Source organism: Arcicella aquatica (assembly GCF_034928825.1).
Lineage (GTDB): Bacteria > Bacteroidota > Bacteroidia > Cytophagales > Spirosomataceae > Arcicella > Arcicella aquatica.
In genome coordinates this window covers 79,815-92,526 of the sequence record NZ_JAYFUL010000006.1, presented here as the reverse complement: position 1 = coordinate 92,526, position 12,712 = coordinate 79,815, and the positions used below count along the sequence as shown (strand labels likewise).

General features: G+C 36.4%; 9 protein-coding genes. 2 read left to right on the top strand and 7 right to left on the bottom strand.

The window, feature by feature from the left end:
• Positions 1–341: 341 nt before the first annotated feature.
• Together trhO and VB264_RS05475 are read left to right on the top strand one after the other, a co-directional pair.
• The gene (trhO, locus tag VB264_RS05480) at positions 342–1,322 is read left to right on the top strand and encodes an oxygen-dependent tRNA uridine(34) hydroxylase TrhO (protein WP_323247468.1); all 981 of its coding nucleotides are present in this window, start codon (positions 342–344) and stop codon (positions 1,320–1,322) included.
• 86 nt (positions 1,323–1,408) lie between these two features.
• Positions 1,409–2,269: a nucleoside phosphorylase gene (locus VB264_RS05475; protein ID WP_323247467.1), complete on the top strand. Its 861-nt coding sequence runs from the start codon at positions 1,409–1,411 to the stop codon at positions 2,267–2,269.
• A 91-nt stretch (positions 2,270–2,360) separates the two neighbouring features.
• On the opposite strand, the gene VB264_RS05470 is transcribed toward VB264_RS05475, so the two are convergent.
• The 7 genes from VB264_RS05470 to VB264_RS05440 all read right to left on the bottom strand — a co-directional run bounded on the left by VB264_RS05470 (position 2,361) and on the right by VB264_RS05440 (position 12,596).
• Positions 2,361–2,927 carry a 50S ribosomal protein L25/general stress protein Ctc gene (locus VB264_RS05470; protein WP_309916745.1) on the bottom strand — a complete coding sequence of 189 codons (567 nt, stop codon included), beginning with the start codon at positions 2,925–2,927 and terminating at the stop codon, positions 2,361–2,363.
• A 79-nt stretch (positions 2,928–3,006) separates the two neighbouring features.
• Positions 3,007–3,948: a ribose-phosphate pyrophosphokinase gene (locus VB264_RS05465; RefSeq protein ID WP_309916747.1), complete on the bottom strand. Its 942-nt coding sequence runs from the start codon at positions 3,946–3,948 to the stop codon at positions 3,007–3,009.
• A 168-nt stretch (positions 3,949–4,116) separates the two neighbouring features.
• Positions 4,117–4,998: a bifunctional 5,10-methylenetetrahydrofolate dehydrogenase/5,10-methenyltetrahydrofolate cyclohydrolase gene (locus VB264_RS05460; protein WP_309916750.1), complete on the bottom strand. Its 882-nt coding sequence runs from the start codon at positions 4,996–4,998 to the stop codon at positions 4,117–4,119.
• A gap of 85 nt (positions 4,999–5,083) precedes the next feature.
• Positions 5,084–5,782, bottom strand: a complete 699-nt coding sequence (locus VB264_RS05455) for an SIR2 family NAD-dependent protein deacylase (protein WP_323247465.1) — start codon at positions 5,780–5,782, stop codon at positions 5,084–5,086.
• A gap of 37 nt (positions 5,783–5,819) precedes the next feature.
• Positions 5,820–6,695: an Rpn family recombination-promoting nuclease/putative transposase gene (locus VB264_RS05450; RefSeq protein WP_323247464.1), complete on the bottom strand. Its 876-nt coding sequence runs from the start codon at positions 6,693–6,695 to the stop codon at positions 5,820–5,822.
• Between the two features lie 158 nt (positions 6,696–6,853).
• Positions 6,854–9,358: a type I DNA topoisomerase gene (topA, locus tag VB264_RS05445; protein ID WP_323247462.1), complete on the bottom strand. Its 2,505-nt coding sequence runs from the start codon at positions 9,356–9,358 to the stop codon at positions 6,854–6,856.
• A gap of 466 nt (positions 9,359–9,824) precedes the next feature.
• Positions 9,825–12,596: a bifunctional aconitate hydratase 2/2-methylisocitrate dehydratase gene (locus VB264_RS05440; RefSeq protein ID WP_323247460.1), complete on the bottom strand. Its 2,772-nt coding sequence runs from the start codon at positions 12,594–12,596 to the stop codon at positions 9,825–9,827.
• Positions 12,597–12,712 lie beyond the last annotated feature (116 nt).

Below are 12,712 nucleotides of genomic sequence, written 5' to 3'. Positions count from 1 at the left end.
TGCTGTTACCGCTACGGATGTAGTTTATAAACTAAAGTTTGGCTGGAAGCCTTATAATAGTCATCACTTGCATGATGCGAGCGATTGCATTTGTTTTCTCACTCATGGCATGACTTCCAATTAATTGGCAATTATCATAAAACTAACAAAGTCATGCCATGAGTAATTTTATAAAAAAATGACAAAAAGCATTTTTGGAAATTACAAATTCATACATCTAAACTAGCCTTTTTCGTATCTTTGCAGTGCTTATTCGTTTTAGTATCTCTTATCAAATATTTAAAGTTACGAATAGGCATTTTTGATAAGAAATACATTCACCCTGTAATCTCATGTTGAAGATGAAGCCATACAGAGTAATTCTTTATTATAATTACACGCCTATCCCCGATGTGGATACTTACCGAGAAAAACATCACTTATTTTGCCTTGAAAATCGTTTGTTAGGTCGTATCATTGTCGCTCCTGAAGGATTGAATGGTACTGTTTCTGGATTAGCTGAAGACTGTGAACGATACATGAGTTGGTTAGAAAACGACCCGATTTTTGCAGGCTCTGATTTCGATTTTAAAGTGGAAGAACACGAGGAACACGCTTTTGCTAAACTTCATGTACGCGTAAAAGAAGAAATTGTTAATTCAGATTTGCCAGTTGACCCTAGAGTAAGAACAGGCAAACATTTGGAGCCAGCAGATTTTAAAGCAATGTTGAAGAACGACCCCAACGTTGTATTGGTAGATATGCGTTCTAACTATGAACATAGTATCGGTAAATTCAAAGGAGCGGTTACTTTCGACATGGAAACGCTTAGAGAGCTACCTGAGCACGTTCAAGAAATTGAGCACCTTAAAGATAAAAAAATCATTACGTATTGTACTGGTGGTATAAAATGTGAAAAAGCTTCTGCTTATCTAATCGAGCGTGGCTTTGAAAATGTATATCAGCTACACGGTGGTATCATCAAATATGGCTTGGAAGAAGGTGGCGAGGATTTTGAAGGAAAATGTTACGTATTTGATAACAGAGTAAAAACTGAAGTAAACACTGTAAACCCTGTTATTATCTCAAAATGCCATATCTGTAAAACTGATACAGAAGATATGGTAAACTGTGCTAATCCTGAATGTAATGAGCATTTGCCAATTTGTGCTACTTGTCTATTAGAAATGGATGGGGCTTGTTCTGATGAATGTAAAAATCACCCACGCAAACGTCCTTATAATGTTAAAGGGTATTATTCGAAGCAATCGGATAACTATACTCCAGAATTTGGCTTCAAAAGTAGAAAATTAACCAAAAGTCCTTTGGAACAAAACGCGTAATTTATATATTTGACGACTATATTCAACTAGAGGTATTGTAGCTATTTACAATACCTCTAGTTTTTTTCATTTAACTTCATTGAACAATGGCTATTTCACCAACCGATTTGATTACAAATGCTGATGGAAGCATTTATCATTTAAATCTTCGTCCAGACGATATCGCTGATACCATCATTACTGTGGGTGACCCTGAAAGAGTGGAAAAGGTATCTAAATATTTTGATAGCATAGAATTTAAAATCAATAAAAGAGAATTCGTTACGCATACAGGTTATGTAGGAAAAAAACGTTTGAGTGTAATTTCAAGTGGCATCGGGACTGATAACATAGAAATTTTAATGAACGAACTCGATGCGCTGGCTAATATAGACTTAGTTACCAGAACACCGTATGCCAATCATAAATCATTGAACATTATTCGTTTAGGAACTTCTGGCAGTTTACAAAAGGACATTCCTCTTGAAAGTATTGTAGTATCCAAATTAGGCATTGGTTTTGATTCGCTAGGGTTCTTCTATCATTCACAAGACAATGAAATCGCTGAATCTGTCAAACAATATTTTCAGTTAGATTTTCTACCTTATGCCAATACAGGAAGCGAATCCTTATTCGCTTTGCTGATGAATGACAGCCCCCATAATTGGGTTGGAGGCAATACCGTTACCTGTCCGGGCTTTTATGCTCCTCAAGGCAGGGTATTGAGATATCATCCCAAGATTGTAAACCTTTTAGAAAAATTCAATACCTTCAAACAGGATAATCTTGTATTGACAAACCTTGAAATGGAAACGGCGGGTTATTATTTGATGGGTAAGGTATTAGGTCATGAGGTATTATCAATAAGTGCTATTGTAGCCAGTAGAATGACGAACGAATTTGCCCCGAATGCAGAAAAAACAGTTGACAATTTAATTCAGCAAGCCTTAGAAAAGCTAACTAAATAACCATTATAAACTACAATAGAAAAGGCTGTTTCTATCAACATATTGAAGAAACAGCCTTTAAAAATCTATCAGTGTAATTGGAAATTAACTACTATGAGTTAATTTTTCCTCTTAAAGCACGTGGGATGTCAATTGTAGCTACTGGAGCCGAAGGATTATTTAAAATCGCAACGTTTTCAGCTTTCAATTTAGCAACTTTCAATGTTTGTCCTAAGTCCAAACCTGTAATATCAGCTTCGATAAAGTCAGGAATGTTATCAGATAAACCTTTCAAAGATACTTTACGTAATTTTTGAACCATTTTACCCCCCTTACGAACGCCCGGTGCATCACCGATAACTTTCACAGGAACATCAATTTTGATTTCTTTACCAGCAACGATTTCTAAGAAATCGACGTGAAGAATCATTTCTGATACTGGGTGGAATTGTGAATCTTGAACGATAGCGTGGTGAATTTCACCTTCGATATTTAAAATTACTTCTGATACTTCAGGAGTATATAATAATTCGCGGAAAAGAATCATTGGTACAGCAAAGTGAATTTGTTTTTCACCACCATACAATACACATGGAGCTAAAGATTCGTTACGAAGATCTTTAGCTGATTTTGTTCCAAGGGTTTCTCTGTTATACCCTACGATTTCAATCTTTCTCATTTTTGAGTGATTTGTGTTGAAAGCCTGTCGATTTCAAGGAATTAATTCCTTAAGCACTATCTTCAATCAACCGTTTAAATTAATTTTTTATAAATAATGAACTGATAGACTCATGGTCACGAATTCTGCCAATGGCTTTGGCAAATAATTCTGCTACTGATAATACTTTAATCTTATCGCTAGCTTCTTTTAATGGAATAGTATCAGTAACAACAAGTTCTGTAAGAACAGAGTTATTGATATTCTCATACGCTTTTCCAGAAAGCACTGGGTGTGTTACGATAGCTCTTACCGATTTAGCTCCTTTATCCATGATTAATTGAGCGGCTTTACACATGGTTCCACCTGTATCAATTAAGTCATCGACCAATACTACATCTGCACCTGTAACATCACCAATCAATTGCATAGTAGCCACTTCGTTAGCACGTTTACGTTGTTTATCGCAAATTACCATTTCGGCATTAAAGAACTTAGCAACATTACGCGTACGAACCACACCACCAACGTCAGGAGAAGCAAACAATAAATTATCTAATCCTAATGATTTTAAATAAGGAACAAAAATCGCAGTTCCTTCTAAGTGATCTACAGGGAAATCAAAGAAACCTTGAATTTGTCCAGCGTGTAAATCCAATGTCATTAATCTGTCGGCTCCAGCAGCAGTTAATAAATTAGCTATCAATTTTGCGCCAATACCTACTCTTGGTTTGTCTTTTCTATCTTGACGAGAATAGCCAAAATAAGGCATAACAACCGTAACATAGTGAGCAGAAGCACGACGAGCGCCATCAATCATTAACAAAAGCTCCAGCATATTATCAGCTGGTGGGAAAGTCGACTGAATGATGAAAACATCACATCCTCTGATAGACTCATTAAAACTTGGTGACATTTCACCATCTGAGAAACGTTGAACAGAAGACAATCCTAAATCTTTTCCGTAAAAGCGAGCAATTTCTTTTGCTAAATATTCGGAAGATGATCCAGTAAAAATCTTAACTTGATTGATAGCAGCCATTTTTTTGGAGAGTTTTGTAAATCTCTCTTAATTCAAAATTATCTTGGAAATACCTTTTCTGAAATTTACCGCAAAAGTACAAAAATCATTTAGTAAAATAGCATCAAAACAACGTTTTTTCATGTATTTGTTATTTTCATCAAAAACAACATTACATAATACAACTATTTATTGATATATCACCTTTTTAGCTGAAAGCAAAGTGTTTTTCATCAACGAAACAATCGTCATCGGGCCTACTCCTTTAGGCACTGGTGTGATGAAAGAGCATTTCGGTGCTACCTCGTCAAACTTAACATCACCCTTCAAAGCAAAGCCAGATTTCTTAGTAGCATCTTCTACTCTTGTCAAGCCTACATCAATAACGACAGCACCATCTTTTACGTATTCAGCCGTGATAAATTCGGGACGTCCTAAAGCAGCAATCAAAATATCTGCACTAGCACAAACCGCAGGTAGATCTTTCGTTTTAGAGTGCGTAAGCGTAACTGTACAGTTACCAATTTTATTATTTCTCTGCATTAAAATTGACATCGGCAAGCCTACAATCTGGCTACGACCTACTACCACACAATGTTTACCAGAAGTCTCTATGTTATAATATTCTAGTAAATCCAATACCCCTTGCGGAGTAGCAGAAATATACGCAGGAAGACCTTTCGCCATTCTACCAATATTGATTGGATGAAAACCATCCACATCTTTACTTGGTGCAATTGTCTCCATCACTTTATCGGGATTGATATGGTTTGGGAGGGGTAATTGAACAATCAATCCATCCATATCTTCATTATCATTTACTTTTTGAACCTCCGCTAACAGTTCTGCTTCGGTAATACTTGGGTCAAAACGAAGTAAAGTTGAATTAAATCCTAACTCTTCACAAGATTTCACTTTGTTGGCAACATACGTTTCAGAAGCTCCATTATTTCCTACCAAAATGGCTACTAAATGAGGTGTTTTACCACCAGATGCTTTGATTTCAGCAACTTCCAATGCGATTTCTTTCTTGATTTCGTCAGCAACTGCTTTCCCGTCTATAATTTGCATGGTTTGTTTTTTTGTAATTTGAAGTCGCAAAATTACGGCTAGTTTTTTGTTAAGCAAAACAAATTGGGTTATCTCTGGCTATATCCTAATCATTTACCAAAATATCCCATAATTTAGCCAAGCCCACACTGCCAATATGCTCGATAAAAGACATATTCTTTCTAGTGGCAGATTCTGGCTTTTTAGGGTCAATCACATAAATAGGCACAAAACTTAGCACATAATTAACTAACCCCGCCGCTGGATATACCTGTAAGGACGTTCCTACTACGACGAAAATATCAGCACTTTCTGCTATTTCAATGGCTTCGTGTATAAGAGGAACATCTTCATGAAACCACACGATATGCGGGCGAAGTTGTGAACCTTTTTCACATTTATCACCCAAATTGATGGGCTTTGTGCCAATATCATACACCAACTGTTCATCAACTGTCGACCGAGCTTTTGTTAATTCACCATGAAGGTGCAACACATTGGTAGAGCCAGCGCGTTCATGAAGATTATCTACATTCTGAGTAATGATTTGGACGTCGTAGTATTGTTCAAGACGCGCTAAAATCTTATGTCCTTCGTTAGGCTCAACATGGTCTAACTTAGCCCTTCGCTCATTATAAAAACGTAGTACCAGCTCAGGGTCTTTTTTAAACCCTTGTGGCGTGGCTACATCTTCAATGGCATGATTCTCCCAAAGTCCATCTGATGCCCTGAAAGTAGGAATACCACTTTCTGCTGAAATACCAGCACCAGTAAGGACTACTAACTTCTTTTTTATAGGGTTCATAATTGATGCTTATTATTTTATAGATGTATAATTAATACTATTTATCTGTATTAATTTCGTTTTGAATATTAATGACAAATTCTAAACTAACTCCATTGTCTTCAGCAATTTCATCTAAAGCCAATTTGCCTCTTTTCAATGCTTTTTGAATACTCATACGCTTTACTTCTAACTCAGCTTCCTCTATTTTCTTATTTTCATTTTTAATTGCTAGTGCATTGGCAGAAATAGCCATTTCATAAGCTAATTTTTGTTCAGGAGTTAATGCTCTTAAATCAACCTCACTGATAGCTTTTTTCAACCATTCTTCATTCCAAAATGTTGGAAATTGTGAAGTCTCTGTAACTGTATGCAAGTTTTTCATGGTATAAATCAATTTATCTAAATCCGTGTTAATATCAGGTAACTGTTTATTAAACTTGGCTAATTCTAATGTTATAAACGATAATTGATCATCTATAATTTCATTTTTCTCATTTCTTAAAATTGCGATATTATGGTAATCAGCAATTTCATTAAAAATATTTTGAGCAAGAATACCTATACAGTAGATTTTTTGTAGATTATCAAACCTATATGCTCCTTTCTTGACCATCGTATTGAATCTATGCAGTGCATAAAATTTCATGCGTTGAATAAATTCAGGGTATTCACTCAATTGCATTTCTACAATAAAATGATTCTCATTTTCATCTACACAAGCAATATCATAAATTCCGCTTCTACTGTCAATAGTAATAGCTGCCATTTCATTTTTAACAAATTCGACCGTTTTAATAGCACAAGGTGAATTTATTAAGGCTTGGAGTGCTTTTTTAAGAAAAGTGGTATCAGCTTCATTTCCAAAAGTAGCCTTAAAGCCATAGTCGGATAAAATAGAAATAAATCTTCCGTTATCGTTGAGAATATACATATAGTAAAATTAATAAAACATGATAAGTTATTGCTGTTAAATAAAGTATATTTCTGTAAATCAAAAAAGGTCGCCAATCAAAAATCGACAACCTTTCTTTAAAAAATTCAAATCAGTAATTGGTCAAAACTAAACGACATACGTTTATCATTACTCAACTACTTTGTACTCTTCTTCTTTCCTCTTGCTGCTGGTGCAGGTGCTTCTTCGCCTAGTTTGATACAATCTTCCAGGGTCAAATCTTCAGGCTTGGTATCTTTTGGAATTTTAATATTCCGTTTTCCAATCTGGATATATGGGCCATACATACCATTCACTACTTTGATTGAATCATTTTCAGGGAATTCTTTCAAGTATTTATTGGCTTCGCTATCACGTTTTTTAATGATAATCTCAATCGCTCTTTCGCCAGTAATTGTGTCGATGCTCTCCCCTCTTCCTAATGAGTAGAATTTGCCATTATGCTTTACATAAGGACCAAATCTACCTTTACCTGTAGTGATTGGCTCTCCTTCAAAACTTCCGATAGCACTTCCAACATCTGCCTGACGCTTTTCCAGAATCAATTCGATGGCTCTTTCTTCTGTTACCGTAAATGGGTCTTCACTAGGCGGAAGACTCGTATATTTATCATCATGACGAATATAAGGGCCCATTTTGCCTGCACCAATTACCATAGGCTTATCTTCAAAGAAACCAACTTCTCGTGGCAGTTTTGGCAATTCCATCAATGCCAAAGCCTCCTCTAAAGTAATGGTTGTTACTAACTGGTCTTTCTTAAGGTTGAAATAAACAGGTTTTTCGTCATCTTTGGTTTTAGCTTCGCCCAATTGTACATAAGGGCCAAACTTGCCTAATCTTACCGAAACAGGCTTCCCTGTTTTTGGGTCAATACCCAAATCACGTGTTGAACCTACTGTATTTCTATCAACGCCTTTACTATCTTCAATGGTTTGGTGAAAGCCTTGGTAAAAATTATCAATCATTTTCGACCACTCTACTTTACCTTTGGCAATCTCATCAAATTCATCTTCCATATCGGCAGTAAATTTAAAATCTACTACTTCCTTGAAATTTTCGACTAGAAAGTCATTCACTACCATACCTACCGAGGTAGGGAAAAGTTTAGCTTTTTCAGTTCCGAAAGTTTCTTTGCTTACTTTTTCAGAGATTTTGTTCTCTTTCAAAATAATCTCTTTAAAGTTTCGCTCCTTGCCTTCTCTATCTTCTTTTACAACGTATTCACGTTTGATAATCGTTGAAATAGTCGGGGCATACGTAGAAGGACGACCCACACCTTTATCTTCTAAGGCTTTTACCAAACTCGCTTCTGTATAACGTGCTGGTGGACGAGAAAAACGCTCAGTAGCTTTTAGCGTATCTAAATTCAGGATTTGCCCGATATTTAAAGGAGGTAACATTTTTGAGTTTTCTTCATCATCCTCATCATCTTTTCCTTCTAAATATACTTTCAAGAATCCATCAAATTTAATAACCTCTCCTTGTGCTATTAGTTCTTCAGATGTGGTAGAAATTCCAACAGTAGCAGTTGTTCTTTCTAATTGGGCATCGGCCATTTGCGAGGCAATGGCACGCTTCCAAATAAGTTCGTACAAGCGTCTTTCTTTGGCATCTCCAGAAACAGTACTTTCAGCAAAATCTGTTGGACGAATAGCTTCGTGAGCTTCCTGCGCAGATTCATCCTTGGTTTTATACTGTCGGGTCTGTACATAATCTACTCCATAAGCATTTGTAATGGCTTCTTTGGCTTTCCCGATTGCTTCTTCTGATAGACTCGTTGAGTCTGTTCTCATATAAGAAATCTTACCTGCTTCGTATAGTTTCTGTGCATACATCATCGTTGATGCCACAGAATATCCTAATTTACGTGAAGCCTCCTGTTGTAGTGTAGAAGTGGTAAAAGGTGCCGTTGGAGATTTTTTAGCAGGTTTTGTTTCTAAGTTCTTAATCTTGAACTCTGCTCCTATGCATTTTGTCAAAAACGCCCTTGCTTGTTCTTCAGTTTCAAAATTTTTGGGTAGTTCTGCTTGTAAAACTCTCCCTCCTGTTAATGGAAACAGTGCGATAATTTTGTAAGAAGATTTTGAATCAAAGGTTTCAATATCTCTTTCGCGTTCTACAATAATCCTAACCGCTACAGATTGTACTCTACCTGCGGAAAGTCCCTTTTTCACTTTAGACCATAGCACGGGTGAAAGTTCAAACCCTATCAGACGATCGAGCACACGGCGTGCCTGCTGAGCATTCACTAAATCAACGTCAATGGTTCTTGGGTTTTGAATAGCATTCTGAATAGCCTTTTTAGTGATTTCTCTAAAGACAATTCTATTCGTATTATCCGCTAGCCCCAAGGCTTCTTTTAAATGCCATGAAATGGACTCTCCCTCACGGTCATCATCGGTTGCTAGCCATACTACATCAGCAGATTTAGCGGCAGACTTTAGTTCGTTGACAACTTTAATTTTCTCAGGAGATATTATATAAGTAGGCTTGAAACCATTTTTAATATCGATGGCGTCGTTTTCTTTAGGTAAATCTCTAACGTGACCGAACGAGGATTTTACCGTAAAATCTTTTCCTAAATATCCCTCAATGGTCTTTGCCTTTGCTGGAGACTCTACTATTACTAAGTTTTTCGACATTAATTATTTTGATTGGTGGAGTAAACAATCGAAATTATTTACAAAATATTTATGCTTTAGAGGCCAAATCTTTTAATTTGATGCCTTATTGGGCAAAAAATGCCTGATAAAAGACCACTAACTTTTATATTTTGCCAAATATATAAACTTCATTCCAAAATGTAGTCCATTTTTCTTGATAACAATAATAAATTTGCGTAATTCTATTATTTATCCGAAATGAAATTAGCCAACAGCCTATATTAATTTGCCAGATTATATGAAGAAGCTGTTTTAACTTTCCCTTTCGGATTAAACTAAGTCTTTTAGCATAGCTTGTTCCAAAATACAATACTTTCACCTAAGAAACGGAAAGTTTAAACAGCTTCGAAATAAATCTTAGAGTGCTTCAAAATACGCTCTCTTTTATATAAACAACAAAAAAGCCTGAGTGTTTGCTCAGGCTTTTTTAATCTATGTTATGCTATTATTTCACCAACTTGATGTGTGATGGAGCAAATTTAGTCAAATTGATACCATCAACTGCTTTTACATACTCTTCGATAGTAGGAGTTCTACCAAGAACTGTAGAAAGAACTACCACTGGTGTTGATGAAAGCAAAGATTCGCCTTTTTTAGCATCTGTATCTTCCACAACTCGACCTTGGAATAAACGAGTAGAGGTTGCCATTACAGTATCACCTTTTGCAGCCTTTTCTTGGTTACCCATACATAGGTTACACCCTGGACGCTCTAAGTATAACATTTTTTCGTATGTTGTACGTGCGGCTGCTTTAGGTGCATTATCATCAAATTCAAAACCTGAGTATTTCTGTAATACTTCCCAGTCGCCTTCCGCTTTCAATTCATCAACAATGTTATAAGTTGGCGGTGCTACTACAAGTGGTGCTTTAAATTCAACTTTACCATTTTGTGCTTCAATGTTTTTAAGCATTTGTGCCAAAATTTTCATATCACCCTTGTGAACCATACAAGAACCTATAAATCCAAGATCTACTTTTTTATCGCCACCGTAGTAAGACAATGGTCTGATAGTATCATGGGTATATCTTTTTGAAACATCGGCATTGTTTACGTCTGGGTCAGCAATCATTGGTTCAGAGATTAGGTCTAAGTCAACTACTACCTCAGCATAATATTTAGCGTTAGCATCAGGTCTAAGTGCTGGTTTTTCGCCCGATTGAATTTCAGCAATTCTCTTATTAGCCTTATCAATCAATCCCTGAAGCACTTGGCTTTTGTTGTCCATGCCCTTGTCAATCATGATTTGGATTCTGCTTTTAGCAATCTCCAATGATTCGATTAAAGTAGCATCTTCAGAAATACAGATAGAAGCTTTTGCTTTCATCTCCGCAGACCAGTCTGTAAATGTAAAGGCTTGGTCAGCAGTAAGTGTACCAATATGTACCTCAATAATTCTACCTTGGAACACGTTTTCACCACCAAATTGTTGAAGCATTTGTGCTTGAGTAGCATGTACTACATCACGGAAATCCATGTATTCCTTCATGTCACCTTTAAAAGTAACTTTTACAGAATCAGGAATTGGCATAGACGCCTCGCCTGTAGCAAGTGCCAACGCCACTGTACCAGAGTCAGCACCAAAGGCTACTCCTTTAGACATACGAGTGTGCGAGTCACCACCAATGATAATTGCCCAGTCATCTATCGTGATGTCATTCAATACTTTGTGAATTACATCGGTCATTGCGTGATAAACACCTTTAGGGTCACGAGCAGTAATCAAACCAAAGTCGTTCATGAACCTCATCAATTTTGGAATGTTCGCCTGAGCTTTTTTATCCCAAACAGAAGCCGTATGACAACCTGATTGATAAGCACCATCAACCGTCGTAGAAATAGTAGTTGCAGCCATTGATTCTAATTCTTGGGCTGTCATTAAACCAGTAGTATCTTGCGAACCTACGATATTTACTAGCACACGAACATCTGAACCTGCATGTAAAACTTTGCCTGGTGTAGCACCTACTGCATTTCTGTTAAAGATTTTTTCTACTGCTGTAAGGCCTTGTCCTTCATTAGAAACTTCTTTTGAAGGAGCAAATACTGGAGCAATAGCAATGCCTAAAAGTTCAGAAGCGAACGTTTGGATTTTTTTACCAAATACGATAGCATAAGAACCTCCTGCTTTGATAAATTCTATTTTTTGAGGAGTAAACGCCTTAGAAATATCAATCAGCTCTATATCGCCATTGTATAATTTCTTCGTTTTTGTATTAATCGTAAGGACAGTACCTGTTTCTACAGAATATACCTGCTCAAGTATCGGCTCGTTATTTTCATCACGAATAATTTTACCCGCTTCATCTACTTTTTTAACCCAGTTTTTAAGGTCAATCCCGATACCGCCCGTTACATCAACTGTCGTAAGGAAAATCGGAGAAATACCATTCGTACCACCTACAATTGGAGCAAAGTTCACGAAAGGAACATAAGGGCTTGCTTGCTTGCCTGTCCAAAGTGCCACATTATTTACTCCTGACATTCTTGATGAACCTACACCCATTGTTCCCTTTTCTGCAATTAACATCACAGATTTATCTGGGTGTTGTGCTTTCAATGCTTCAATTTCAGCTTGAGCAGCAGGAGAAATCATACATTTTCCGTGCAATTCACGGTCAGAACGTGAATGAGCTTGGTTTCCCGGAGAAAGTAAATCTGTTGAAATATCGCCTTCACCTGCGATAAAAGTAACGACTTTAATTTCTTCAGGTATTTCTGGAAGTTTCGTAAAAAATTCTGCTTTAGCATAACTCTCAAGAATATCCTTTGCTGTTGTATTGCCACTTAGGAAGGCATTTTTCAAACGGCTCAAGTCTAAATCGTATAAATAAACTTGCGTTTTCAATACGTCACCTGCCTGTTTTGCAATAGCAGCGTCATCTCCTAAAGCCAAATCTAATAATACTTCAATAGAGGTACCACCTTTCATGTGTGATAACAATTCGAAAGCAAAATCAGGCGAAATTTCTTTTACAACAGACTGACCAAGTATAATCTCTTTTAAAAACTTAGCCTTTACACCAGCCGCAGGAGTAGTTCCTGGCAAAGTGTTATAAATAAAAAACTGAAGTGAATAAGGACGGTTTTCGTTGCCCAAATCTTTAATTTGTTCAATGATTTCGCTTACCAATTCAGCACTATCAATTGGCTTAGGATGAAGTCCTTGCGTTTTTCTTTCTTCGATTTCTTTAAGGTAATCGTTATAAAAATTCATATTGTATTATTTACAGTTATTATGGTATTTTTACGTATATATTTTTATATCAGTAAACTTCTTCTTAGAATTAAAATTAAGTTATTCTGTGAATTAGTTGTCTTACAAATTTATAA

Coding starts and splice junctions, on each gene's coding strand:
- VB264_RS05460 (WP_309916750.1), bottom strand. CDS start 4,998: ATGCAAATTATAGACGGGAAAGCAGTTGCTGACGAAATCAAGAAAGAA.
- VB264_RS05465 (WP_309916747.1), bottom strand. CDS start 3,948: ATGGCTGCTATCAATCAAGTTAAGATTTTTACTGGATCATCTTCCGAA.
- VB264_RS05475 (WP_323247467.1), top strand. CDS start 1,409: ATGGCTATTTCACCAACCGATTTGATTACAAATGCTGATGGAAGCATT.
- VB264_RS05440 (WP_323247460.1), bottom strand. CDS start 12,596: ATGAATTTTTATAACGATTACCTTAAAGAAATCGAAGAAAGAAAAACG.
- VB264_RS05470 (WP_309916745.1), bottom strand. CDS start 2,927: ATGAGAAAGATTGAAATCGTAGGGTATAACAGAGAAACCCTTGGAACA.
- VB264_RS05450 (WP_323247464.1), bottom strand. CDS start 6,695: ATGTATATTCTCAACGATAACGGAAGATTTATTTCTATTTTATCCGAC.
- VB264_RS05455 (WP_323247465.1), bottom strand. CDS start 5,782: ATGAACCCTATAAAAAAGAAGTTAGTAGTCCTTACTGGTGCTGGTATT.
- trhO (WP_323247468.1), top strand. CDS start 342: ATGAAGCCATACAGAGTAATTCTTTATTATAATTACACGCCTATCCCC.
- topA (WP_323247462.1), bottom strand. CDS start 9,358: ATGTCGAAAAACTTAGTAATAGTAGAGTCTCCAGCAAAGGCAAAGACC.